At 54.9% G+C, this 24,844-nt stretch carries 19 protein-coding genes; 15 read left to right on the plus strand and 4 right to left on the minus strand.

What is annotated here, in order from left to right; genetic code table 11:
* Positions 1 to 42 precede the first annotated feature (42 nt).
* Positions 43 to 2,445: a type IV pilus assembly protein PilM gene (gene pilM, locus PKY88_08095; GenBank protein HOQ05157.1), complete on the minus strand. Its 2,403-nt coding sequence runs from the start codon at positions 2,443 to 2,445 to the stop codon at positions 43 to 45.
* A 91-nt stretch (positions 2,446 to 2,536) separates the two neighbouring features.
* Between pilM and mtaB the strand changes: the two genes are divergently transcribed.
* The 9 genes from mtaB to trpA all read left to right on the plus strand — a co-directional run bounded on the left by mtaB (position 2,537) and on the right by trpA (position 14,224).
* Positions 2,537 to 3,874 carry a tRNA (N(6)-L-threonylcarbamoyladenosine(37)-C(2))-methylthiotransferase MtaB gene (gene mtaB / locus PKY88_08100; protein HOQ05158.1) on the plus strand — a complete coding sequence of 446 codons (1,338 nt, stop codon included), beginning with the start codon at positions 2,537 to 2,539 and terminating at the stop codon, positions 3,872 to 3,874.
* Between the two features lie 165 nt (positions 3,875 to 4,039).
* A complete protein-coding gene (carB, locus tag PKY88_08105; protein HOQ05159.1) occupies positions 4,040 to 7,243 on the plus strand; it encodes a carbamoyl-phosphate synthase large subunit in 3,204 nt (1,067 codons plus the stop codon).
* Positions 7,244 to 8,020 (plus strand): HAD-IIA family hydrolase, encoded by a 777-nt coding sequence (locus tag PKY88_08110; protein ID HOQ05160.1) that lies wholly within the window; start codon positions 7,244 to 7,246, stop codon positions 8,018 to 8,020.
* 280 nt (positions 8,021 to 8,300) lie between these two features.
* Complete coding sequence (locus PKY88_08115; protein ID HOQ05161.1) at positions 8,301 to 9,932, plus strand: anthranilate synthase component 1; 1,632 nt, start codon at positions 8,301 to 8,303, stop codon at positions 9,930 to 9,932.
* A 9-nt stretch (positions 9,933 to 9,941) separates the two neighbouring features.
* Entirely contained in the window at positions 9,942 to 10,544 is a 603-nt protein-coding gene (locus PKY88_08120) for an aminodeoxychorismate/anthranilate synthase component II (GenBank protein HOQ05162.1), read from the plus strand.
* 14 nt (positions 10,545 to 10,558) lie between these two features.
* The gene (trpD, locus tag PKY88_08125; protein HOQ05163.1) at positions 10,559 to 11,578 is read left to right on the plus strand and encodes an anthranilate phosphoribosyltransferase; all 1,020 of its coding nucleotides are present in this window, start codon (positions 10,559 to 10,561) and stop codon (positions 11,576 to 11,578) included.
* A 5-nt stretch (positions 11,579 to 11,583) separates the two neighbouring features.
* Positions 11,584 to 12,222: a phosphoribosylanthranilate isomerase gene (locus PKY88_08130; protein ID HOQ05164.1), complete on the plus strand. Its 639-nt coding sequence runs from the start codon at positions 11,584 to 11,586 to the stop codon at positions 12,220 to 12,222.
* On the plus strand, positions 12,219 to 13,406 hold the full coding sequence (trpB, locus tag PKY88_08135; GenBank protein ID HOQ05165.1) for a tryptophan synthase subunit beta: 1,188 nt from the start codon (positions 12,219 to 12,221) through the stop codon (positions 13,404 to 13,406). The genes PKY88_08130 and trpB overlap by 4 nt, the downstream gene beginning before the upstream one ends.
* Positions 13,403 to 14,224, plus strand: coding sequence for a tryptophan synthase subunit alpha (gene trpA / locus PKY88_08140; GenBank protein HOQ05166.1), 822 nt, complete (start codon positions 13,403 to 13,405; stop codon positions 14,222 to 14,224). Before trpB ends, trpA begins: the two co-directional genes overlap by 4 nt.
* Here the strand turns inward: trpA and PKY88_08145 are convergent.
* Positions 14,221 to 14,574, minus strand: coding sequence for a hypothetical protein (locus tag PKY88_08145; protein HOQ05167.1), 354 nt, complete (start codon positions 14,572 to 14,574; stop codon positions 14,221 to 14,223). The two genes, trpA and PKY88_08145, sit on opposite strands and share 4 nt — an antisense overlap.
* A 49-nt stretch (positions 14,575 to 14,623) precedes the next feature.
* A complete protein-coding gene (locus tag PKY88_08150; protein ID HOQ05168.1) occupies positions 14,624 to 14,941 on the minus strand; it encodes a DUF2007 domain-containing protein in 318 nt (105 codons plus the stop codon).
* 318 nt (positions 14,942 to 15,259) lie between these two features.
* On the opposite strand from PKY88_08150, the gene PKY88_08155 reads away from it, so the two are divergent.
* The 4 genes from PKY88_08155 (at position 15,260) to PKY88_08170 (ending at position 20,393) form a co-directional block, all read left to right on the plus strand.
* The gene (locus tag PKY88_08155; GenBank protein HOQ05169.1) at positions 15,260 to 15,484 is read left to right on the plus strand and encodes a hypothetical protein; all 225 of its coding nucleotides are present in this window, start codon (positions 15,260 to 15,262) and stop codon (positions 15,482 to 15,484) included.
* A gap of 287 nt (positions 15,485 to 15,771) precedes the next feature.
* Entirely contained in the window at positions 15,772 to 17,112 is a 1,341-nt protein-coding gene (locus PKY88_08160; GenBank protein ID HOQ05170.1) for a glycosyltransferase family 4 protein, read from the plus strand.
* A gap of 26 nt (positions 17,113 to 17,138) precedes the next feature.
* The gene (locus PKY88_08165; protein ID HOQ05171.1) at positions 17,139 to 18,353 is read left to right on the plus strand and encodes a glycoside hydrolase family 57 protein; all 1,215 of its coding nucleotides are present in this window, start codon (positions 17,139 to 17,141) and stop codon (positions 18,351 to 18,353) included.
* 27 nt (positions 18,354 to 18,380) lie between these two features.
* The gene (locus tag PKY88_08170) at positions 18,381 to 20,393 is read left to right on the plus strand and encodes an amylo-alpha-1,6-glucosidase (GenBank protein HOQ05172.1); all 2,013 of its coding nucleotides are present in this window, start codon (positions 18,381 to 18,383) and stop codon (positions 20,391 to 20,393) included.
* On the opposite strand, the gene PKY88_08175 is transcribed toward PKY88_08170, so the two are convergent.
* The gene (locus PKY88_08175; GenBank protein ID HOQ05173.1) at positions 20,372 to 21,286 is read right to left on the minus strand and encodes an MBL fold metallo-hydrolase; all 915 of its coding nucleotides are present in this window, start codon (positions 21,284 to 21,286) and stop codon (positions 20,372 to 20,374) included. The genes PKY88_08170 and PKY88_08175 overlap by 22 nt on opposite strands.
* A 97-nt stretch (positions 21,287 to 21,383) precedes the next feature.
* Between PKY88_08175 and PKY88_08180 the strand changes: the two genes are divergently transcribed.
* Both PKY88_08180 and leuS read left to right on the plus strand, forming a co-directional pair.
* Entirely contained in the window at positions 21,384 to 22,121 is a 738-nt protein-coding gene (locus PKY88_08180; GenBank protein HOQ05174.1) for a DUF434 domain-containing protein, read from the plus strand.
* A gap of 106 nt (positions 22,122 to 22,227) precedes the next feature.
* Complete coding sequence (gene leuS / locus PKY88_08185; GenBank protein HOQ05175.1) at positions 22,228 to 24,837, plus strand: leucine--tRNA ligase; 2,610 nt, start codon at positions 22,228 to 22,230, stop codon at positions 24,835 to 24,837.
* Positions 24,838 to 24,844 lie beyond the last annotated feature (7 nt).

A 24,844-nucleotide genomic window follows, 5' to 3' on the forward strand; every position in this document is an offset into this window, starting at 1 on the left:
TCCTTGTTGTATCGAAATTCTTTCCCGCGAATTCCAAACTTTTTAAAATTCGCCGCCTCCCCTGCCCCCGCCGCCTCCAGGCCCCGCCGGAACCGCACCCGGGTAAAAACCGCCACCCATTCCGCCGCCGGCGGTCAGCTCCGGCAGAGCCGGAGCATCTTTCCATACAAATTTTGCCTGAATTCGAAACCAATGATCCCGAATAATATATTGAGGTTCCCCAAACGGCGTTTGTTTCACACGCCCCAAATCCCGGTCTGTATACGACGGATTATTCTTAATATCTTCCTGAGTAATAATATCGAGGGTCCTGCTGATTTCCTCCTCGGTCATCGGGTCAACCAAAACTGTTTCCTTTGTGATACGAGTAGGAACTGCCCCTGTCATCCCTCCGGCGACCGGACCGCCCGGCATCGCCGTCATTCCCGCGGCTGCACCGCCCGCCTGGCTCGACGGAACCCTTTCCACTTCCCGGAGAATTCCGATTCCCGCCGGCATCTGCATATCCGCCGGGTCCACGGGACCGGATTCATCTTTGAAATGCCGGATATCCCCTTTGCCGAAAAGCTCAAACGGCGTGTCAGGAAACAGGGTCTTGAGGTTCTCAAAACGGGTAACAACTCCCCAGCGTGTTTGGTCGGTCCCGACACCGGGCGGGTCCAGAAGCTGGGCAATTTCCTTGTAGGGACTGTATCCCTCAATCAGAACCACAAAACCCGCCTGGGTCGCGGACTGAACTCCTGCGGTCCCCATTTCCCCGCCGGGCATTCCCGGCATCATCTCCGGAGGCATCCCGCCGGGCTGCATAACCGGCCCTCCCATAAAACCGCCGACTTCCCCGCCGAAGCCGGCACCGGGACCATAGCCGGTCATCGAGCGGCGACTTCCCTGCGGCAGGGCCGCCGCAGCCAAATCCGGAGCAAACTGAACTTCCAGCCGCGTCACAAACATCACTTTCCTGTCCCCGCGAGGAATGGAGCGGATGGTTTTAAGATCTCCATTCACAAAAGCATCGTACAGCTCAGCAATTGCCGGGGTATTTTCTTTGTTCGGAAAACATTTCAAAAGCGTTTCATTCAAAAGAGGAACAATCTGCCGATACTTGAACAAATCCATCTCTTTCTGAACCTGCTGTTCAAACATCGGTTTTTGGCTTTCAAAGTCTGAAACGGCTGAATTAATGCTCTGGGCCTGCTGCATTACGGCCTGAACCGTCCGAAGCCCGCTGTTTTCCCGGCTGTACTGCTGAAGCAGCCGGAAAGTCCACAGCAGACAAATCAGACTAACAGCCAAAAAGACCGATGCGGCGGCTGTAAATACTTTGGCCTTGCGGGTCCAGGCCATCGCCCGGGCAATCCGTTTGGGCAGAAGATTGGTTTCAATCTTTGATTCCCCCAACAGCTGAACTCCCAAACCGTAGACTACCCCGAACTCAGAAAGATTTTCATGAAACTTGGCTGCAGAAACGTCCGGCGAGAGCACAAGCCGCTCGAACGAATCCGGCTTAATCACCGGCAGCCCCAGACTTTGCTGCAGATATTTGGTCAGCCCCTGCAGCTTAAAACCGCCTCCCAGGGCCAGGATTCGTGAGAATCCTTTATCTCGACCGGCTCCGCTGGAGGCATAAAAGCCCAGACTTCGCTGGATTTCTCCTCCCAAATCCGTATAAACGGGCTTCATCGCCGTAAAAATCTGCCGCATATATTTGCTCATCGGAGCGGTCCGCTTAAGCTTCTCGGCTCTGGCAAACTTCAGCTTAAAGGCATCCGCAATCGCCTCTGTAAACGTGTTTCCGCCGATTCGAATGCTCCTCTGCCAGACGGAATCCCGTGTTGCGATAACCAGCGTTGTATTTTCGGCTCCCATATCCAAAAGAATTGTGGCTTTTCCTGAGGATGCACTGATTTCTTTGATGTCATAAAGGGCATAGTTGTACAAAGCAATGGGACTGATTTGCACACAGCTGACCCGGAGGTTCTCCCGGCTGAAAAAGTCCAGCATTTCCGCAATGACTTCATTTTTTATGGCAAATATACCCACTTCTGTATCAGGACTGTCCGGATTTTTCAGCAGCTGCCAATCCCATTCCACTTCATTGATATCAAATGGAATCTGCTGAACGGCCTCGAGAGGAACAATCTTGGGGATTCGTTTGGGATCCACCGGCGGCATTTTCACCAGACGGGCAAAACTGTTTTGCCCCGCGATAGCAATAGCCACCTCTTCTTTGCCAACCTCATTTTGCTTTAGAAAGTTCCGAAGAGTCTGGCGAATAGTTTCTCGCTTTTCCTCTGGAGTAATATCCGCCGTCGAAAGGATTTTATCATGTTCAAGATAATCAAACCCCACAACCTCCAGCCCCTCTGCACCCTGACGGAGCCGCAGGGCCTTCAGCGAACAGGTTCCAATATCAATCCCCCAGACCGCATGCGACGCTTTGGCCATGATGTTCCTTTCTTCTATCTATTTCGCATCCGAGAGAGGCCCGCAAAAAAACTTGCATCCGCCCCGCTCCTCATTCTATAGTAAGCCGTCTATGAAACGCTTTATCATCCATACGCTCGGCTGCAAAGTCAATCAATATGAAAGCTGCCAGATTGAACAATGGCTGCGCTCTCACGGCTTCTGCCCCGCCCCCTCCGGTTCTCCGGCCGACCTGGTTGTCGTCAACACCTGCTGCATCACCCAAACCGCCGCTTCGAAAAGCCGTCAGGCCGTCCGCAAACTCCACAAGCAGAACCCCTCCGCCTTTCTGATTCTTACCGGCTGCCTGTCCGCCGCTCCCGCAGAGGAAACCGCCGACCTGCCGAAAACCGCCGTCTGGGTCGCCGATAAACATCAGCTGCTGGATATCCTGCGTTCTTTGTCAGACTCATCTGAAGACAGAGTATCCAACGGAATCAGTAAAACACCATTTTCCTATAAAATCAAGCACAAAAACGACCTGTGTTTCCAAGAATTTGATTCCTGCGACCCGTTCGGCCCCTTGCAGAGCTTTTCCGGACAAACCCGTGCCTTCCTGAAAATTCAGGACGGCTGTGATGTCTGGTGCACCTACTGTATTGTTCCAAAAATACGCAGCCGAATCTGGAGCAAGCCCTTCGATGTGATTCTCGAAGAGGCCCAAGCTCTCACAGCCGCCGGTCATAAGGAAATTGTCCTCACAGGCATTTTTCTGGGGGCTTGGGGACGTTCCACAGCCCGCCGAAAAGACTGGGATATTTCACAACCGAATCCTTTGCCTTCTCTCCTCAAGCAGCTTTTGGCTATCCCAAACCTAATTCGACTTCGTCTCAGCTCATTGGAGCCGGCCGATGTAACGGACGAACTCATTGAAGTCTATCAACAATATCCTAATCTTGTCCCCCACTTTCACTTGCCCCTGCAATCCGGTTCAGATGCCATCCTGAAACGAATGGCCCGCCAATACACATCGGAGGAATATCTGCGTATCTGCCGAAAACTTCAGGAGCGGTTAGATCGACCGGCTATCACAACAGATATCATTGTGGGCTTTCCCGGTGAAACCGAAGAGGATTTTGAAAAAACCGTTGAGATTTGCCGTCAGGTCAGATTTGCCAAAATTCATATTTTCCCGTTCAGCCCCAGACGGGGTACAGCAGCCGCTCGAATGAAACCGCCTGTTCCAGCAGGAATCATCCGCCGGCGGGCGGAAAAACTTCAGGAATTGGACAAAGAACTTCAGGAAACGTTTCGACGTCAGTTCCTCGGCCAGACCGTTCGCGTGATTCTCGAACAGACAAATCCTCCCGCGGGCCGCTGCGACCGTTATTTTATGGTAGATTGCTCCGCCGCCAAGGCAAATTCTCCCCTTGCCGCCGGGCAAGTTGTTTACGTCACTTTAACAGATTGACTTTTTGCTCCTGCTGACTTCAAAAAAATGAACTCATTCATTGTTTCTTATCAACCGGTCTTATACTGATTATCTTCTTTTTTTATCTTGTATCTTTTTTCAGTTTCGTTTACCTTATCCGCTCAAACCAGAATGTTCACCCTTTTCTGCATGGAGACAAAGAAAATGCCGAAGCGCAAGGATATTAAAAAGGTAATGATTATCGGTTCAGGCCCTATCATCATCGGTCAGGCCTGTGAGTTTGACTATTCGGGAACTCAGGCCTGCAAGGCCCTGCGCAAACTCGGCTTCCAGATCGTTCTGGTCAATTCCAACCCCGCTACCATTATGACCGACCCCGGGATGGCAGATGTCACCTACATTGAACCCCTAAACCTGGAAACAATGACAAAAATTATCCAGAAGGAACGGCCGGACGCTCTTCTGCCCAACCTGGGCGGTCAAAGCGGATTGAATCTTTCTTCCGAACTGGCCCGAAGCGGTGTTCTCGACAAATACGGTGTCAAAGTCATCGGTGTCCAGGTTGATGCCATCAAACGCGGCGAAGACCGAATCGAATTCAAAAACACAATGCAGCGGCTCGGAATTGACATGCCCCGCAGCAAACCGGCTTATTCCGTGCAGGAAGCCGAAGACATCGCCAAAGAGCTGGGCTTTCCGCTGGTCATCCGCCCCGCTTATACCATGGGCGGCACCGGCGGCGGCCTGGTTTATAACATCGATGAACTCCGCACCATTGCTGCACGCGGCCTGGATGCCAGTCTGGTTCACCAAATCCTCGTGGAAGAATCCGTGCAGGGCTGGGAAGAACTCGAGCTGGAAATCGTCCGGGACAGCAAGGGGCAGAAAATCACTGTCTGTTTTATTGAAAACGTGGACCCCATGGGCGTGCATACGGGCGATTCCTTCTGTACCGCCCCGATGCTCACCATCGACAAAGCTCTTCAGCAGAAGCTTCAGAAATACTCCTACGACATCGTGGATGCCATCGGCGTCATTGGCGGAACCAACATTCAGTTTGCACACGACCCCAAAACCGGCCGGGTCGTCATTATCGAAATCAACCCGCGTACCTCCCGGTCTTCGGCTCTGGCTTCTAAAGCAACCGGCTTTCCCATTGCTCTGGTCTCCGCCATGCTCGCCGGCGGCCTGACCCTCGACGAAATTCCCTACTGGAGAGACGGAACGCTCGAAAAATACACCCCCTCCGGCGACTATGTCGTAGTCAAATTCGCCCGGTGGGCCTTTGAAAAATTCAAAGGCATCGAAGACAAACTCGGCACCCAGATGCGGGCTGTCGGCGAAGTGATGAGCATCGGAAAGACCTACAAAGAGGCCTTCCAGAAAGCCATCCGTTCGCTCGAAAGCGGTCGATACGGGCTGGGCTTTGCCAAAAATTTCAATTCTCTTTCGCTGGAAGAGCTGATGCTACGGCTCAATCATCCTTCCAGCGAGCGGCAGTTCCTGATGTACGAAGCCCTTCGCAAAGGCGCCTCCGTCAAAGCCCTCGTCGAAAAAACCGCCATCAAAGAATGGTTCATTCAGCAGATGGCCGAGCTGGTTCAGCTGGAGGAAAAAATCCTCAAGTACAAAGGCAAACCGCTGCCCGATGACCTCCTGCGGCAGGCCAAGAAAGACGGTTTTGCCGACCGCTATCTGGCCAAACTGCTGGGCGTCAAAGAAGAGCAGATTCGGGAACATCGGACCCGATTGGGTATTGTCGAAGGATGGGAACCCATTCCCGTCAGCGGTGTGGAAAATGCCGCCTATTACTACTCCACATACAACGCTCCGAACAAGGTCAGCTCCTCGTCCAATCCCAAAAAAGTGATGGTGCTCGGCGGCGGACCCAACCGCATCGGCCAGGGCATCGAATTCGACTACTGCTGCGTCCACGCCGCCTTTGCCCTGCGGGATGAAGGGTTCGAAACCATCATGGTCAACTGCAACCCGGAAACCGTCTCCACCGACTACGACACCTCCAACAAGCTCTATTTTGAACCGCTGACCGTGGAAGACGTCCTGAGCATCTACGAAAAGGAAAAGCCGATGGGTGTTATCGTCCAGTTCGGCGGACAAACCCCGCTGAACATCGCCCGCCAGCTCGAAGAAGCCGGCGTCCGCATCCTCGGCACCTCCACTGACAGCATCGACCTGGCCGAAGACCGCGACCGCTTCCGCGCCAGAATGGAAAAACTCGGAATTCCGATGCCGAAAGCCGGAATGGCATCAAGCATCGAAGAAGCCCTGCGGGTTGCAAAGGAAATCGGCTATCCCCTGATGCTCCGGCCGTCCTATGTCCTCGGCGGACGCGGAATGGAAGTCATTCACGATGAAACAATGCTCCGCGAATATATGGCCGCCGCCGTGGATGTTACACCGGAACGTCCGATTTTAATCGACAAATTCCTCGTGAATGCCGTCGAAGCCGAAGCGGACGCCATTGCCGACGGCACTGAGGTTTTCATCCCCGCAGTAATGGAACATATCGAACAGGCAGGCATTCACTCCGGCGACTCCGCCTGCGTGATTCCGCCGGTCTCTATTCCCCAAAAACACATTGACACCATCTGTGAATACACCCGCAAAATCGCCGCCGAACTTCGCGTCGTCGGCCTGATGAATATGCAGTACGCCATCGCCGATGATGTAGTTTATGTGCTGGAGGCCAACCCGCGGGCATCACGCACCGTACCCCTGGTCTCCAAAGTCTGCGGTTTGTCGATGGCCCGTATTGCCACGCAGATTATGCTGGGCAAAAAGCTCCGGGATATGAATCTCAAACACCGCAAAATTCCTCACTTCGGCGTCAAAGAATCCGTCTTCCCGTTCAATATGTTCCCCGAAGTGGACCCGATTCTCGGTCCGGAGATGCGCTCCACCGGCGAAGTGCTCGGCATGGCCGATTCCTTCGGAATGGCCTTCTTCAAAGCGCAGGAGGCCACCCAGCAGTCCCTGCCGCTGGAAGGAACGGTTTTGATTACCGTCAACGATTCTGACAAAGAAGCCATTGTGCCGGTTGCCAAAGAGTTTGCCGACATCGGGTTTCGGCTGGTCGCCACCGAAGGAACCTGTGACTACCTTCGCAAAAAAGGCGTCAAGGTCGAACGGATTTTCAAACTGTACGAAGGCCGTCCGAACATCCTTGATGCAATCAAGAATAAAGAAATTCAGCTGGTCATTAACACCCCCATCGGCAAACGAAGCGCCACCGATGACTCCTACATCCGCAAGGCCGCTATCCAGTACAAAATCCCGTACATCACCACGGTTGCAGCGGCGGCCGCCAGCGTCAAAGGCATCGCCGCCAGAAAGGCACGCGAATCGACGGTCCGTTCTCTCCAATCCTATCATGCAGGGATCCAATAAATGCACCCGCTCCACCAAAAACGGGCCTTTATCTGCGACATGGACGGGGTTTTGTATCACGGAAGCCGCCTGCTGGCCGGCGCCAAAGAGTTCGTCCACTGGCTCAAACAGCAGGGCAAACAATACCTCTTCCTGACCAACTCTTCCTCGCGAACGCCGGAGGAATTAAGCCGAAAACTGGCGGGAATGGGCATCGACGTTTCGCCGGAACACTTCATGACCAGCGGAATCGCCACAGCTTCGTTTCTGGCCTCCCAGAAACCCGGCGGCAGCGCGTATGTGATCGGCGACAACGGCCTCCGTCAGCCCCTGCTCGAACAGGGCTTTCGCCTGACGGAAGAGAATCCGGATTACGTCGTCGTTGGAGAAACCGTCACCTACAACTACGCCCAGATAGAAAAAGCCGTCAATCTCGTCCTCGGCGGCGCCAAACTGATCGGCACAAACCCGGACATCAGCGGCCCCGTCGAAGCCGGCATCGCTCCGGCCTGTCGGGCCCTGACGGCTCCCATCGAAATCGCCTCCGGCCGACAGGCCTACTTCATCGGAAAACCCAACCCCCTGATTATGCGGCACTCGCTCAAACGGCTTGCCTGCAAGCGGGAGGAAACCGTCATCATCGGCGACCGAATGGATACCGACATCATTGCCGGCATCGAATCCGAAATCGATACCGTCCTGGTTCTCAGCGGCATCACACGGGAAAAGGATATCGCAAAATTTCCCTATCGGCCCGATTATATCCTCAGCGGCGTGGGGGATATTCCCCTGTTGTAAACGTCCCGCACAAACCGGACACCAAACATCCACTTCCGCCGATTTGTTCATCCAAAAAAATTTTTTTGTTTTTTTTATTGAACCGGACGGCAAAATTCGATATACTTGTTTCTATGAATAGTATCGCCTTGACACAAAAAGAGTATTGGTGGCGGCCGCAGGCATAGGCCCGCGGTCGGCAGGAATCGTATTTCCGTTAACAAAAATCTCTCCTCGACCCGGCCTTATACCGGGTCGTTTTTTATTCCCGAAACCTGAACAAGATAAGGAACCCGTAAAAATGACAGATTATAAAACCAGAATCGAACAGGCTAAACCCGGACAAATCATTCCGATGGTCCGGGAAATTGAACTGTCCTGCCCGGTTGAGTTTTTCGCCCGCCTGAGCGACTACGGCCGGGCCCGGCACTGCTGTCTGCTTGAGTCCCGTGATTATCTCTCGGAGGCCAAAGGCAACGAACTGACGTTCGGGACCGCCGACCCGGCCCTCTATCTGACCGGCCGGGAAGACCGCTTCGAAATCCGGGCTCTCAGTCCGACCGGCAAACGGATGATTCAATACCTGGCCGAACGCCCGGAACGCTTTGCTTTTTGCAAAACCGTTCAATTTACACCGGAAGCTATAACCGGCACCATTCAGCGCCCGTCAGGCAAAACCGATGAGCATACCCGCCTCAAAAGCGTCAGCCAGATGGATGTCATTCGGGCCGTGGCGTTTGCGTTCCAGCTGGCCAGCCCCCCTTTCCGCGTTACCTGCGGGCTGCTCGGGGCAATCAGTTATGATTTTATCGACCAGTTTGAAACCCTGCCGCCCAATCAGAATGACCTGCTCGACAATCCGGATTATGAACTGTACTTTGCGGACAATATCTTCCTGATGGACCATCATCAAAGCAAGGGATATCTGATTGTCAATGCCGTCATCACCAACGGCAATCGTCAGGCTATCTACGAAGAGGCCATGGCCCGTTTTGACCGCTATCTGCGGCAGATGCAGACAGAACGGCCCGAACCTGCCTTTTACGAAGGCCCTCTGCCTCCTCCGGGAACCGACACCGCTCAGCCGGAATACGAGCAGATGGTCCATACCGCCAAAGAGCATATTCGCAACGGCGACATCTTTCAGGTTGTCTTAAGCCGAACCATCACCGAACCGTGCCCCGCCGAGCCGCTGGATGTCTATCGGCGGCTCCGCCTGCTCAATCCCTCTCCGTATATGTTCTATCTGAACACCGGCACCACCTGCCTGATTGGAGCCAGCCCCGAGCTGAACCTGCGCGTCAGCGGCAAAAAGGACCGCATCGTGGAAATCCGGCCCATCGCCGGCACCAAACCCCGCGGCTGGGTGGACGGCGTCATTGACCCCGAAACCGATATGCGATACGAAGCCGAACTTCAGCTGGACCACAAGGAGCTGGCCGAACACATGATGCTGGTGGACCTGGCCCGCAACGACATTGCCCGCGTCTCTCGGCCCGGCAGCCGCCTGGTCAATGAACTGCTCACGGTCGAACGCTACGAATCCGTGATGCATCTGGTCAGCAACGTCAAGGGAAAACTGCGTCCGGATTTGGATGCCCTCAGCGCGTACCTGGCCACGATGAATATGGGCACCCTCACGGGCGCTCCAAAAATCGAAGCAATGAAAATCATCCGCCGACTGGAAAAGAACAAACGCGGCTATTACGGCGGCGCCGTGATGTACCTGACCGTGGACGGCCAGTTCGACAGCTGCATCACGATTCGTAGTCTCCAGATTCGGGACCATACCGCCTACATCCGCGCCGGAGCCGGCATCGTCTATGACAGCATCCCGGCCGTCGAATTCGAAGAAACCGAAAACAAGGCCAAATCCTGCCTGAAAGCCGTCCGCCTGGCCTGTGTGCAAGCTGCCAAACAACTTCAGCCGTAAGGAGATGCAATGGAACCTGTACGTGTTCTCTTTATCGATAACTTCGACTCGTTCACCTACAACCTCGTCGATGAATTCGCCAAACGCAAATGCCCCACGCTGGTCTATCGGGCCGATACCCCCCTGTCTCAGCTCGTCCGGGCCGCTGAACAGTTCCAGCCGGACCTGCTGGTTATTTCGCCCGGACCGGGGAATCCGTCCACCGCAGGCGTCACCCTCGAAGCCATCGACTATTTCCACAACAAACTGCCCATCTTCGGGGTCTGTCTGGGCCATCAGGCCATCGTGCAGTACTTCGGCGGCACCGTCAGCCATGCCCCCTGCGTTATGCACGGCAAGGCATCCCGAATCACTCACAACGGCAAAGGCGCCTTCGAAAACCTCGAAAACCCGCTTCACGCCGGCCGCTACCACAGCCTGTGCGCCGTCACCCTGCCGGACTGTCTGGAAGAAACCGCCTCCTTTGAAGGGGTCGTCATGGGAATCCAGCACAAAACCCTGCCGATTTACGGGGTCCAGTTTCACCCGGAAAGCATCCTGACCCCCGCCGGCGGAAAAGTCATCGAAAACATTCTCAAAATCGCCCTCCATCACAAACAGAAACACAAATAAAAAGGAGAGACACTATGACCAAAATTACCGAGTATCTGGAAATCATCCTCGAAGGGCACGACCTGACCTTTGAACAGGCCAAGCAGCTGCTGGACACCATCTTCAAGGGCGATGTGGCCGAGGTCCAAATCGCCGCCTTCTTGGCGGCCATGCGGGTCAAAAAGGCCTCTGTCAGCGAACTGGCGGGACTGGCCTCCTCCCTCCGGGAACACGCCGTACCCGTCCGGGTCGGCATCGACAATCTCGTGGACACCTGCGGAACCGGCGGGGCCGCCCTGAAAACCTTCAACATCTCCACCGCCGCCGCCTTTGTGGCTGCCGGCGCCGGGGTCTATGTCGCCAAGCACGGCAACCGCGGCATCACCAGCATCTGCGGCTCCGCCGACGTATTAAGTGCGCTGGGAGTCAATATCGAAGCGGGGCCCGATACAGTCGCCGAGTGCATTCGTCAGGCCCACATCGGTTTTATGTTTGCTCCCAAATACTACCCGGCTATGAAGCACGTCCAGCCCGTCCGAAAGTCGCTGGATTTCCGCACTGCCTTTAACATCCTCGGCCCCCTGGCCAACCCCGCCCGCGCCCAAGCCCAAGTCATGGGCGTGGCCGATGTGTCTCTGATGCCCCGCATTGCCGAGACCCTGAAAGTCCTCGGTCTGAAGCGGGCGATGGTGGTCCACAGCAACGGCCTCGACGAAATCAGCACGATGAGCCCCACACGAATTCTTCACCTGATGCCCGACGGGTCCATCACCGAGGAAATCCTCGACGCCGAACAGTTCGGCATTCCCAAAGCCGAATTCGACGCCCTGGCCGGCGGAGATGCCGACACCAACGCCCATATCATCCGCGAAATCCTTTACGAAAAAGCCCCCGGTCCCCGAAAAGATATTGTGGTCTTGAACGCCGCCGCCGCTATAATGGTAGCCGGCCTGGCCAAAGATTTCGTCGAAGGCATTGAACGCGCCGACCAGGCCGTCCACAGCGGAAAGGCCGCCGAATGCCTCGAAAAACTCATTGAACTGAGCAATCGCTGACGAAAATGATCTTTACAAAAATCAAAATCTGCGGAATCACAAACCTGGACGATGCCGTAACCGCCGCCGAACTCGGGGCGGACCTGCTCGGGTTCATTTTCTACCCCAAAAGTCCCCGATACATTGACCCCCAAAAGGCCAGGGACATCATCGCCAAAATCCCAACCTTTGTCGATACCGTGGCCGTTTTCGTCAATCCGACCCTCCAGCAGGTCCAGGAAACCGCCCAGCAGGGCTGGTTTAACTGGATTCAGCTGCACGGAGACGAAACTCCCGATTTCTGCCGGTCTCTCCACTGGCTCAACATCAAGCTGATAAAGGCCGTCCGGGTCAAAGACCGCTCCGATATCGACAAGGCCCTGACGTATCCGACCGATGCGGTGCTCCTGGACACCTACACGGACGGACTGTACGGCGGAACCGGACAGACCTTCGACTGGTCTCTCATCGGCTATCCGCCTCGGCGCATCTTCCTGTCCGGCGGAATCGGCCCCCACAATATCCGTCAGGCCCTCGAAGTCGGAACCTACGGCATCGACATCAACAGCGGTGTCGAAAGCGCCCCCGGCAAAAAAGACCCTGCAAAACTCAAACAGCTTTTTGACTCCATCAGCCGTATTCACGGCGGAAAGGTTCATATATGAAATCCAAAGGACGATTCGGCCCCTTCGGAGGATATTACGTACCGGAGGTTCTCATTCCGGCCCTCGAAGAAATCGAGGCCGCCTTTGAAGAATTCCGGGAAGACCCGAACTTCCTGAAAGACTTAAACACCCTCTACACCGACTATGCAGGCCGGCCTACTCCCCTTTATCACGCCCGCCGATTTAGTGAGGCCGTCGGTTTTACAGTCTATTTGAAACGGGAAGACCTCCTGCACGGCGGCGCCCATAAAATCAACAATACTTTGGGGCAGGGGCTCCTGGCCCGCTATATGGGCAAAACCAAACTCATCGCCGAAACCGGCGCCGGTCAGCACGGTCTGGCCACCGCCATCGTCGGAGCCCTCTTCGGGATGGAAACCAAAATCTTTATGGGCGCAACCGACGTCGCCCGCCAGAATGTCAACGTCCACAAAATGAAACTCCTCGGCGCTGAAGTCATCCCTGTTGAAGGCGGCACCGGAACCCTCAAAGACGCCATCAACGAAGCTCTTCGATACTGGACGGCTCATATCGAAGATACTTTCTACCTGTTTGGTACAGCCGGCGGGCCTCATCCCTATCCGACCATTGTCCGCCATTTCCAGGAACCCATCGGACGGGAGGCCCGGCAGCAATGCCTCGAAAAAGCCGGCCGTCTCCCCGACATTGTCACGGCCTGTGTCGGCGGCGGCTCCAACGCCATCGGCATTTTTTCGGGCTTCCTCAATGACCCGCAGGTCCAGCTGGTCGGGGTCGAAGGCGGCGGAAAAGGCCTTCACACCACCCAGCACTGCGCAACCCTCTGCACCGGCACGGTCGGCGTTTTGCACGGCGCCCGCACCTACCTGCTGCAGGATGAAAACGGACAGATTCGTGACACCGAATGCATCTCCGCCGGTCTGGACTACCCGGGCGTCGGTCCCGAACATGCCTATCTGAAAGAAACAGGCCGAGCCCGATACGTGAGCGTCTGCGATGAAGAGGTTTTGGATACCTTTTTCCTGTTCTCCCGAATGGAAGGCATCCTGCCGGCCCTCGAAAGCACCCACGCCCTCGCCTGGCTCCGGCAGCAAAAAGGACTTCTGCCGCCGGAAACTATTGCCGTCGCCAACCTGTCCGGACGGGGCGACAAAGACATCGATATCGTCGAACACCACAGACCCCTGACTGCGAGGTCCCTATGAATCCCTACCAGAATTGCTTTTCCAGACTGAATCGAGCGGCCCTGATTTCCTTCTTCGTCATCGGCGACCCCTCGTACGACATTTCTCTGCAGCTGGTCAAGGCCGCTGTGGACGCCGGTGCCGACATTCTCGAACTGGGCATCCCCTTTTCTGACCCCGTAGCCGACGGCCCTACTATCCAAAAAGCCGACCTGCGGGCCCTGAAGGCGGGTATCACACCCGCCAAAGCCCTTCAGTTTATCCGGGAAATTACGGCCTTTAAACCCATCCCCATCGGCCTGCTGGTCTATTACAACCTCCTCGTCCAGTACGGAACCGAACGCTTCCTGCAGGATTTCAAAAAAGCCGGCGGCACCAGCGTCCTGGTGGCGGACTTGTCTATCGATGATGCCGATGAAATCGCCATTCCGGCAAAAAATGCAGGGCTGGAAACCGTCTTTATGGCCACCCCTAACACCCCCGACGAACGGCTGCGGCGAATCGCGGAAAAAACCACAGGATTCATCTACACCGTCTCTCTGCTGGGTACAACCGGGGAACGGGAGGCACTTTCCAATGCCGTCCGCCCGCTGGTAGCCCGGCTGAAACGGCTGACGGACAAGCCCGTCTGTGTCGGGTTTGGCATCAGCACCCCTCAGCACGCCTGCGAGGTTGCACGGGCCGGCGCAGACGGGGTAATCATTGGAAGCCGAATTGTAAAGTTTATCGAGGAAACCCCCGATAACCCTGCCAAAATGCGGGAGAATATTACTCGGTTTCTCTCGGACGTTCGAGCCGCCCTGCCCTCCAAAAGCCCGAAAGGAACAGCGAATTCTTAAACACCGGTGGGAGCAGCCTTATCGGCCTTTCGGAAGGACTCCAGCGGCTGCGGCTCAGCCACCTTCCGATAGCCGAGGGCCTTAATCACCTCCAGCACCTCCGTCCAGGTCGGAAACGGACGCCGGTTGGCCCGCTTATACTGGTCTATGGCCATCAGAAACTCGAACTGCTCCTCCGTCATCTGGCCTTCTTCGGCCAGCCGGCGCTCTTCCGGCCGACGATGTCCCGGACCTCGCCGCCGGTCCCATCCGCTGCGGCGGTCCACAACATTCTTGCGGCGCTCCACAAAAGTCCGACGTTCCTGAACAGGTTCTTCCTGCGGTTTGTTCTCGTTGAGCTTCTCTGTCATTTCATCACACCTATGCATAGATTCTAATCGATTTCGATCCGTTGGGGCCTTACTCATCATTGGATTTGTCTTCTTCAAGCCAGCGGTCGCTTCCATGGAAAAAGACATCAAAAAAGTCTTCAAACGGTGCCTGAGATGCGATCAAAGAATGGGCTTCGTCCAGCACTTCTTCCGGCACCAGCACGGCAATCCCAGGGGACGATGCCCCCTCCGTTTCCGGCTGCCTGACTACAGCAGGAATGCCGTTCTCCTCCAGCATTTTTTTGTACTGACGAGCCAAATCCATATCCTCGGCAAAGGCCACCGTTACAAACTCCCCAATCGATGCTTTATGGATTGGTTTGTTCGGCTTTTTGGGCTCCGACATAATCTGCTCCAAAGACGGAAGGTTCTTGCGTCTTTTTCGGTTTCTTCGCCTTTCTCATCGACAAAGACCGGCGGCGGATTAAGTGATTTCAGGAAAAAACACCTCCCCTCAGAATTCAGGCGGAAGGCCTGAACGGCATAAATCGGTCATAGGGTTTTTTGCGTTTATAGGCCCTCCGGATGCAAAATTTTGCATTTTTTCGAAAATTTTTTATTGCAAAGTCGCCCAAACACAGCCACAATACGCCAAAAAGTCGTCCGGCGGCACATGCGTGCCGCTTTTATGGGAACTTAATAACCTTTTACACGGAGGTGCCGTATGGCAAAGAAGAAAGCCGCTGCAAAGAAAGCTGCCCCGAAAGGCGGCAAGTCGGAAATGCTGGTCGTCGCCAGCAAGGTCAAGGCCTACATCAAGTCCAAGGGCATGATGACTGCCAGTGATTCTATTGGGGCCTTGAACGAGAAGATTTATCAGATCCTGGACGCTGCCGTTTGCAGAACCCAGGCCAATCGTCGAAGCACCGTTAAGCCGCAGGACCTGTAAGACCTGCCTGCTTAGGTTCTTCACACCGGCTTTGCCCGGTGCCCAAAGAATCAAAAGCCGCTTCCTTCAAAAGAAGTGGCTTTTTTTTGTCTAAAATCTGTCAAGATAGATAAATTTCGTCCCGCTGTCTGTTCCGATGCAGTCCTGAACTTTTTTCCTCGATTTTCAGTAAATTTCATTAGGTCTTTTGCAGATTTATTTTATAATTGATTTATTGTCAGAAGGTGGTAGGATGAAAGAGCATCTTGAATCTTTTTGAAAAATTGTGTGAGTAAACGGGGTCTGATATGAAAGTGTTCATGCTTGGTTGGGAGTTTCCGCCTTACATCAGCGGGGGCTTAGGTACCGCGTGCCATGGACTGACCAAAGCGTTAAGCGATTTGGGAGTGAAAATTACGTTTGTTCTTCCCAAGCCTATTGAAACGCAAACCCCTACCCATGTCCAGATGCTGACGCCTCAGCATTGCCGCGCTTCCAAGACGGTCACCCAAACCACCGAAACAAGTCAGGAACTCAAGAACGTCCAGTTTCATACCGTCAGTTCTCCCCTTCAGCCCTATACAACCCCGCAGCAGTACCAAAAACGGCTGGAGGAAATCATCCGCCAAAAGCAGCTCCTGTCATCCCAGTCGCAGCAGATGCTCGATCAGTGGCTCGAGCAGGAAATTGAAGGCCTTTCCGTCGGCCCCGGCCAGTACAGCGGGGATATGTACACCGAAGTGCACCGTTACGCCGCCGCCGCTGTCCGCCTGGCCCTCCAGCAGGAATTCGATGTGATTCACGCACACGACTGGATGACCTATCCGGCCGGCATTGCCGTCGCCGCCGTCACCGGAAAACCGCTGGTAGTACACGTCCATTCCACGGAATTCGACCGAAGCGGCGAACATGTCAACCAGATGATTTACGACATCGAACGCCGCGGAATTCACGCCGCCGCCAAGGTCATCGCCGTCAGTTATCTGACCCGGAATATCCTGATGACCCGGTACGGAGCACTCGGGGAGAAAATCGAGGTCATCTACAACGGTGTCGAGGCGGAAGACAGCAACCGGATTTCTGCACAGCAGGTTGGTATCCGCAGTGACGAAAAAATCGTCCTGTTCCTCGGACGAATCACCATGCAGAAAGGCCCTGAATACTTTCTTATGGCCGCCCGCAAGGTCCTCGAAGAGATGGAAAACGTCAAGTTCGTCATGGCCGGAAGCGGTGATATGATGCATCGCATCATCGAAATGGCGGCCCAGATGGGAATCGGACACAAAGTTCTCTTTACCGGCTTTCTGCGGGGCGAAGACGTCAACCGTGTCTATCAGATGGCGGACCTCTATGTCATGCCGTCCGTCTCCGAACCTTTCGGAATCGCTCCCCTGGAAGCCCTCAACCATGACGTGCCCGTCATCATCAGCAAGCAAAGCGGCGTTGCCGAGGTCCTTACCCACGTTCTCAAGGTGGACTTCTGGGACATTCAGGAAATGGCCAACAAAATTATCGCCGTCCTGAAGTATCCGCCGCTCCAGATGACCCTGCGGGAACATGGAAACTTCGAAGTGCGCAAACTCAAATGGTCCGGAGCGGCCAAGAAATGTTTGAAGGTCTATCAGGAAGTCACCCAGGTCGCTGTCTGAAACTTCATGGAAGGTGAGGGTTTCGTATGCCGTCGGTTTGCTTTTATTTCCAGGTGCATCAGCCGTTTCGGCTTCGGCACTACACCGTATTTGACAAGTCCGGAAACTATTTCGACGAATTCAAAAACGCCTCCATTTGCCGCAAGGTCGCCAACAAGTGCTATCTGCCTTCCAATCGGCTTCTTTTAAAAATGATTCGACGCTATGAAGGCCGCTTCAAGGTTTCTTTCAGCATCACCGGCGTCGTCATTGAACAATTCCAGAAATACTGTCCCGAGGTCATCAGCACTTTCGATGCTCTGGCCGAAACCGGATGCGTCGAGTTTATCGCCGAAACCTACTACCACAGTCTCAGCTTCCTTTATTCCCGAAATGAATTTTTCGAACAGATTCAAAAGCACATTGAACTGATGCAGAAGCTCTGGGGTCAACCCCCCCGCATCTTCCGCAATACGGAATTGATTTACAACAACCAGCTGGCGGAAACCATCGAAGCCATGAATCAGTTCGATGCCGTCATCACGGAGGGAGCTGACCGAATCCTCGGCCATCGCAACGCCAACTTTGTCTATCGGCCTCCCAACTGCAAGCACCTGAAGCTGCTTTTGAAAAACTACTCCCTGTCCGATGATATCGCGTTCCGCTTCAGCAACCGCGGCTGGGAGGAATGGCCGCTGGATGCCCCCAAATTCGCCCGCTGGATTGACCAGATTAACGGCTGCGGTCACACCGTCAATCTCTTTATGGACTACGAAACCTTCGGTGAACATCAGTGGGAGGACACAGGCATCTTCGACTTTATGTATCATCTGCCCGAATACATCCTTCGTCACCCCGACAACAATTTTATGACACCCAGCGAGGTGGTTCGCTCTTATCCGGTCATGGACGTTGTGGATGTCCCTCACGTGATCAGCTGGGCCGATATGGAGCGGGACTTGTCCGCCTGGCTGGGCAATGCCATGCAGTCCAACGCTCTCCACGAAGTGTATAAAATGGAGAAACTCGTCAAGCAGACCCAGGATCCTCAGATTATTGAGGATTGGAGAAAACTGCTGACCTCTGACCACTTCTATTATATGTGCACCAAATATTTCTCCGACGGCGATGTCCACAAATACTTCAACCCCTATGAGTCGCCGTACGATTCCTATATCAATTATATGAACGTGCTCAATCATCTGCGGGAACGCTGCAAACAGGTCCTGACCCAGCAAACCGTCACCGAACAGGCCTCCTGAAACGACTGTTCGGCCTGAAACAATGCAATGGAACTGCAAAAAGAAGCCATCCTGGCCGTCAACCTCAGCGACCTGCCGCTGGAGGAGATGCTCAGCCGGGAATGGCTCCTGACCAACAGCCGCGGCGGATTCGCCTTTTCCACGCTGGCCGGCTGCAATACCCGACGCTATCACGGCCTGCTTATCGGAACCCCGCATCCTCCGGCCGCCCGGTTTCTCGGCCTGGCTGCCTGCCTGGAAAAAATCTCCCTCGAAGAAGATTCGCTGGAATTCAGCTGTTTCGAATTCGACCGAACCTTCCACCCGAAAGGATACGAACACCTGACCGCCTTTTCCCGCGACATCGGCGTTCATTTCGAATATGAACTCGGTCTGGCCCGATGCACCAAATCCGTCTATCTGCACCCCACCGAAGACATCGTCGCCGTCGAGTATGCTTTCAGCCATCTGGTCCGCCCATTTACGTTTTCTCTGCTGCCGCTGGCGGCCATGCGGGATTTTCACGGCCTCCAGAACGCCGTCCGCCCCATAACCGCTGAAACTAAAGGGCCGCATGCCGTCCGAATCGCCGGCCCCTCCGAAGACGACCTTCAGCTGCATATCGTCGCCTCATCGATGGCCTTCCGGCCGGAACCCCATTGGTGGTACCGCTTTTACTATCGCATCGAGGCGCAGCGGGGACAGGACTGTTTCGAAGACCTCTGGACGCCCGGCTGGTACTCCTGCCGCATTGAACAGCCCGGTTCGGTCATCCTTTGGGCGGCCCTGAAGCCCTCCGGTGCCGCCTTCGAACCGCCGGATTTTCAGCAAATGCTCGAAGACCTTTCCAATCGCCAAAAAGATCTCTGCCGCAACGCTTTCTCGCGAGACCCCATCCAAAAAGCCCTGTTTATCTCTGCGGGGCAATTCATGGTCGAACGAACCATTCAGGGACGCACAAGTCCGACCATCCTGGCCGGCTACCCCTGGTTTCTCGACTGGGGACGCGATGCCTTTATTGCCCTGCCGGGCCTTTGTCTGAGCACCGGCCGGGCCGACACAGCCGCCGGCGTCCTGCAGACCTTCGCTGAGGCCGTCAGTGAAGGGATGATTCCCAACCGGTTTGATGACTACGGCGGACCGGCCCATTACAACAGCATCGACGCCTCGCTTTGGTTTGTCGAAGCCGCCTACCAATGGCTCCAACAAACACAGAACGATTCCTTTTTCGAAAAAAATCTTCTGCCCGCCGTTCTGCAAATCCTCAACGGATACCAGGCAGGGACGCGTTTCGGCATCCACGCCGATGTGGACGGCCTCATTACGGGCGGCGACCCGCAGACTCAATTAACCTGGATGGATGCCAAATGCGGCGATGTGGTCTTTACCCCTCGATACGGCAAGGCCGTGGAAATCAACGCCCTCTGGTACGACATCCTGTGCCGCACGGCCGAGTACTTCAAAGACCGAAACCGCTCCAAATCCGAATTTTTCACGGCTCGTGCTGAACTGGTCAAACAGAATTTCAGTCGGCTTTTCTGGAATGAACACACCGGCTGCCTGAATGACTGCATCCTGCCCGACGGCACACCCGACCCGTCCATCCGCCCCAACCAGATTTTCGCCGTCTCCCTTCTTCACAGCCCCCTGTCGGCTAACCGCCAGAAACGCGTGGTCCAAATCGTCCAGCAGGAATTGCTGACCCCCTACGGCCTTCGGACCCTCAGCCCGCGCGACCCCCGCTACATCGGACGATACGAAGGAGATATGTTCCGCCGCGATGCCGCCTATCATCAGGGAACCGTCTGGCCGTGGCTGATGGGGGCCTTTCTGGAGGCCTTTCTGAAAGTCCACAACCGCAGTCCGCAGGCCCGCAAGCAAACCGCTGCCATGCTTTCTCCGTTGATTCATCATTTTGCCAACCACGCCTGTCTGGGCAGCATTTCGGAAATCTTCGATGGGGACGCACCGCACTATCCCCGCGGATGTCCCGCCCAGGCCTGGAGTGTGGCGGAAGTCCTGCGCGTCTGGCTGCTCCTTCAGCAGGCCGTTTCCTCCTGAGTGCCCTCCGGCGAACCGGACTTCTTCGTCTTCTTTCCAGCTCGTCTGGTCGGCAGATAATCCATCAGCAAAAACACTTTGCGGAATACCGAAGACGGCAGCTTCTGCTTCAGCATTTGCCGGGCTTCTGATAAGCTCGTCCGCTGCGTCAGATGCGTCAGCAGCACAAACTCATTGTTCATCTTTTCCAGCAGCGGTCCTAATTCCTCAATATGCATGTGCCGACCCGCCTCCGCCCGGCCGGCGTGCTCCTCTTCATAAAAGGTGCACTCGGCAATTAACAGCCGACTGTTGGAAATATAATCCAGCTGCGAAAAGTCCACATACTGTGTATCCCCCAGATAACTGACCAACGGAATCTCCAGCGGCCGGTCAATCTCGATTCCCTGCCGTTTTAATTCTACTAATTGCGGACCCGTTAACCCCTGATATTCCTCTCGGAGTTTTTTGCGGCGTTCAAGAACAGAAAACCCAACCGCCCCAACCGTATGCTTTGTGGGGAAAACCCTCACAAATAGATTCGGTTTGACCGGATATTCCTCCCCCGGACCAACTGGAACAAGATTGCTTTTAATCCGGCTTCCGTCGAGCTTGCTCCAGGCATTCAATATCTGTCGAATCGGACCGAGCGTATTCGGCGGAGCCAAAACTGTCCCCGGCGAAAGACCGCAAAACTGACGATGCGAAAGATAATAGGCAATACCCACCGCATGGTCCATATGACCGTGCGTCAGGAGCACATGATTGATGGGAATCACCTGGTCAGGGGCCTTGCCGATGTCAAAACAGACATCCAGTTGCGGCATCGCAACGATCGTTTCCTCGCCGGCAACCGAATACCCCAAAACATCCAGATTGCCTATTTGTATGTGGGCCAGATTGTGACTGGGCATATCCTGTTCCTAAAAAAGCGAATCGTAGAAAAAACAACCTTCTCTGTCAACTTTTTCCTCCCTTGAACTGCCTTTCCGCTTCCGGTATCCTGAAAGAATGCCTGACAAACGCACCCATCGCGGTCCTCATCCGGAAGACAGGCGGCTGTTTGCCCCTGACCAAATCCCCCTCCTCCAAAAGGCCGTCAGCCATTATTCCTGGCTCTTGTCTCGCGGTTATGCCCCGACAAGCGCCTTAAAACTGGTGGGGGACCACTTTTCCCTCGACAGCCGGCAGCGGCTGGCCGTCATGCGTTCCGCCTGCACCGATACCCAGCGAATCCTGCGAAAGCAGAAAGAAATCCCCCCTTCAAACCTCGCCGACCGCACACTTCTGCTGGACGGATACAACATCCTCATCACCCTCGAGGCCGCCCTGGGCGGCGCTGTGCTCTTAATCGGACAGGATGGATGCATCCGAGACCTCTCCGGTCTTCACGGAACCTGGAGAAAAGTTTCCGAAACCCTTCCGGCGGTCGAACTGGCTGCCGAGACTCTCAAAAAGCTGAACCCAAAAGAAGTCCTCTGGCTCCTGGACCGTCCCGTGTCCAACTCCGGGCGTCTGAAAGCCCTCCTGGAAGACTTCTTCAAAACCCAAAACCTCCCCTGGCAGGTCGAAATTCATCAAAATCCGGACCAGCTCCTCCGACAAACCCCTGCACCGGTCGCCACAAGCGACAGTGCCGTTCTGGACGAATGCCCCGGCTGGTTCAACCTGACTCGGGAAGTACTGAACTATTTCCCCTCCTCTTCCTTATTTCTCATCGACCTAAGCGCGACGAATGAAGAGAAATAAATCCTTGCCGTTGCTTACCGATAGAATTTGGATATAATGTGCTTTTCCAATCAAATCATTCATTGCTGATAAATAATGTAGGTTTTAGCAAGTATTGAGAATTCTTATGGAAAACGGCCGATACGACTTTCTTGCAATCGAAAAAAAATGGCAGGATTATTGGCTTCGCAATAAAACCTTCAAGGCCCCGGACGGCCGACCTCTTCAAAAAGGCCAGCAGCCCCCTAAGCCCGACCCGAAAGCTCCGCTTTCCGAACGCCCCAAATACTACGTCCTCGATATGTTTCCCTATCCGTCCGCACAGGGCCTTCACGTCGGCCATCCGGAAGGATACACCGCCAGCGATATTGTCGCACGATACAAGCGAATGAAGGGCTACAATGTCCTCCATCCAATCGGCTGGGACGCCTTTGGTCTGCCCGCCGAACAATACGCCGTCCAGACCGGCACCCATCCGGCTATTACCACCCAGCGGAATATCGAAAATATGCGCCGTCAGATTCAGGCTCTTGGCTTCAGCTACGACTGGGACCGCCAGGTCGATACTACTGATATCCGCTATTACAAATGGACCCAATGGATTTTCCTGAAGTTTTACAACAGCTGGTTTGACGAAAACCTCCAGAAGGCCCGGCCGATTGAAGAGCTGCCGATTCCGGAAGAAATCGCCGCGCAGGGCGAAAAGGCCGTCCGGAAATACATCGATGACCACCGGCTTGCCTACGAGGCCGAAGCCCCGGTCAACTGGTGCCCGGCCCTCGGAACGGTGCTGGCCAATGAGGAAGTCGTCGGCGGCGTCAGCGAACGCGGCGGCTATCCGGTCATCCGAAAGCCGATGCGTCAATGGATGCTTCGCATCACCCGTTATGCCGAACGCCTCCTCGAAGGCCTCAATCAGCTCGACTGGCCCGAATCCATCAAAAAACTTCAGCAGGACTGGATTGGACGCAGCATTGGTGCAGAAGTCAGTTTCGCCGTCGTCGGACACAACACCACAATCCGCATCTTCACCACCTGCCCCGACACACTCTTTGGGGCCACGTATATGGTTCTGGCTCCGGAACATCCGCTTGTGGATTCCATCACAACTCCGCAATACAAACAAGCCGTTGCGGAATATAAAGAACAGGCCGCCCGAAAAAGCGACCTTGACCGCACGGAATTATCCAAGGAAAAAACCGGTCAATTTACGGGGGCTTTCGCCGTCAATCCCGTCAACGGCAAACAGATTCCCATCTGGATCAGCGATTATGTCCTCATCAGTTACGGCACCGGTGCCATTATGGCTGTTCCGGCCCATGATGAACGCGACTTCGAATTCGCCCAAAAATTCGGCCTGCCCATCATTCCCGTCGTCAAACCCGACGACCCGGCACTGGCCCAGCAGGTCCAGGCCGGACAAGTCTGTTTTACCGGCGACGGAACGGCCTTCAATTCCGGGCCGTTTGACGGCCTGCCTACACCGGTTTTCAAAGAAAAAATCACGGCCTGGCTCGAAGAAAAAGGGCTCGGCAAAAAGGCCGTCAATTACAAACTGCGAGACTGGCTGTTCAGCCGGCAGCGCTACTGGGGCGAGCCCTTCCCCATCCTTCACACCGAGGACGGACGCACCATCGCCTTGTCCGAATCCGACCTGCCGCTGGGCTTGCCCGAACTGGATGACTTCAAACCCACCGGCACCGGAGAGCCGCCCCTGGCCAAGGCCGTGGACTGGGTCAATGTCACCCTGCCGGATGGAACAAAAGCCAAACGCGAAACCAACACCATGCCCCAATGGGCCGGCAGCTGCTGGTATTACCTGCGCTACCTCGACCCCGCCAATGACAAAGCACCCTTCGACCCCGCCGTCGAAAAATACTGGATGCCGGTCGACTTGTATATTGGAGGGGCTGAGCATGCCGTTCTCCACCTGCTCTATTCCCGATTCTGGCATAAACTGCTTTATGACCTCGGATACGTCTCCACTCCGGAACCCTTCCAGAAACTGATTAATCAGGGGATGATTCTGGGGGAAGACAACCAGAAAATGAGCAAATCCCGCGGCAACGTCATCAATCCCGATTCCGTTATTGCTCAGTACGGAGCCGACTCGATGCGGCTCTACGAGATGTTCATGGGGCCGCTGGAGGCCGTTAAGCCCTGGAGCATGCAGGGAGTTGAGGGCGTCCACCGCTTCCTGAACAAAGTCTGGCGGCTCGTGGTGGACCCCGAAACCGGCCATCTGAATCCGGCTGTTCAGGACGCCCAGCCCGATGAACAAACCCTGCGGCTGCTCCACCAAACCATCAAAAAAGTGACCTCAGACATCGAGAACTTCGCCTTCAACACCGCCATCAGCCAAATGATGATTTTCGTCAATCATCTCGGACGCCAAACCGTCCGTCCCAGACAAATTCTGGAACCGTTTATCCTGATTTTATCGCCGTTTGCCCCTCATATCGCCGAAGAACTCTGGCAGCGGCTGGGCCATTCCCATACGCTGGCTTATGAACCCTGGCCGCAATTTGACCCCCAGCTGGCGCAGGAAAAACAGGTCGAGCTGGCCTTACAAGTATGCGGCAAAATCAAAGACCGCTTCTGCGTTTCCGCCGATGCAGATGAACAGGAAATTGAACGGCTGGCCCTGGCGCATCCGAAAATTCAGGCCGTCCTGAATGGACAAAAACCCAAAAAAGTGATCATTGTAAAATCCCGGCTGGTAAACATAATCCCGTAAATGGATG

The sequence above is a fragment of the Anaerohalosphaeraceae bacterium genome (assembly GCA_035378985.1).
Lineage (GTDB): Bacteria > Planctomycetota > Phycisphaerae > Sedimentisphaerales > Anaerohalosphaeraceae > JAHDQI01.

Excerpts from the sequence above, each read along its gene's own strand:
- pilM (HOQ05157.1), bottom strand. The coding sequence starts at position 2,445 with ATGGCCAAAGCGTCGCATGCGGTCTGGGGGATTGATATTGGAACCTGT.
- mtaB (HOQ05158.1), top strand. The coding sequence starts at position 2,537 with ATGAAACGCTTTATCATCCATACGCTCGGCTGCAAAGTCAATCAATAT.
- carB (HOQ05159.1), top strand. The coding sequence starts at position 4,040 with ATGCCGAAGCGCAAGGATATTAAAAAGGTAATGATTATCGGTTCAGGC.
- PKY88_08110 (HOQ05160.1), top strand. The coding sequence starts at position 7,244 with ATGCACCCGCTCCACCAAAAACGGGCCTTTATCTGCGACATGGACGGG.
- PKY88_08115 (HOQ05161.1), top strand. The coding sequence starts at position 8,301 with ATGACAGATTATAAAACCAGAATCGAACAGGCTAAACCCGGACAAATC.
- PKY88_08120 (HOQ05162.1), top strand. The coding sequence starts at position 9,942 with ATGGAACCTGTACGTGTTCTCTTTATCGATAACTTCGACTCGTTCACC.
- trpD (HOQ05163.1), top strand. The coding sequence starts at position 10,559 with ATGACCAAAATTACCGAGTATCTGGAAATCATCCTCGAAGGGCACGAC.
- PKY88_08130 (HOQ05164.1), top strand. The coding sequence starts at position 11,584 with ATGATCTTTACAAAAATCAAAATCTGCGGAATCACAAACCTGGACGAT.
- trpB (HOQ05165.1), top strand. The coding sequence starts at position 12,219 with ATGAAATCCAAAGGACGATTCGGCCCCTTCGGAGGATATTACGTACCG.
- trpA (HOQ05166.1), top strand. The coding sequence starts at position 13,403 with ATGAATCCCTACCAGAATTGCTTTTCCAGACTGAATCGAGCGGCCCTG.
- PKY88_08145 (HOQ05167.1), bottom strand. The coding sequence starts at position 14,574 with ATGACAGAGAAGCTCAACGAGAACAAACCGCAGGAAGAACCTGTTCAG.
- PKY88_08150 (HOQ05168.1), bottom strand. The coding sequence starts at position 14,941 with ATGTCGGAGCCCAAAAAGCCGAACAAACCAATCCATAAAGCATCGATT.
- PKY88_08155 (HOQ05169.1), top strand. The coding sequence starts at position 15,260 with ATGGCAAAGAAGAAAGCCGCTGCAAAGAAAGCTGCCCCGAAAGGCGGC.
- PKY88_08160 (HOQ05170.1), top strand. The coding sequence starts at position 15,772 with ATGAAAGTGTTCATGCTTGGTTGGGAGTTTCCGCCTTACATCAGCGGG.
- PKY88_08165 (HOQ05171.1), top strand. The coding sequence starts at position 17,139 with ATGCCGTCGGTTTGCTTTTATTTCCAGGTGCATCAGCCGTTTCGGCTT.
- PKY88_08170 (HOQ05172.1), top strand. The coding sequence starts at position 18,381 with ATGGAACTGCAAAAAGAAGCCATCCTGGCCGTCAACCTCAGCGACCTG.
- PKY88_08175 (HOQ05173.1), bottom strand. The coding sequence starts at position 21,286 with ATGCCCAGTCACAATCTGGCCCACATACAAATAGGCAATCTGGATGTT.
- PKY88_08180 (HOQ05174.1), top strand. The coding sequence starts at position 21,384 with ATGCCTGACAAACGCACCCATCGCGGTCCTCATCCGGAAGACAGGCGG.
- leuS (HOQ05175.1), top strand. The coding sequence starts at position 22,228 with ATGGAAAACGGCCGATACGACTTTCTTGCAATCGAAAAAAAATGGCAG.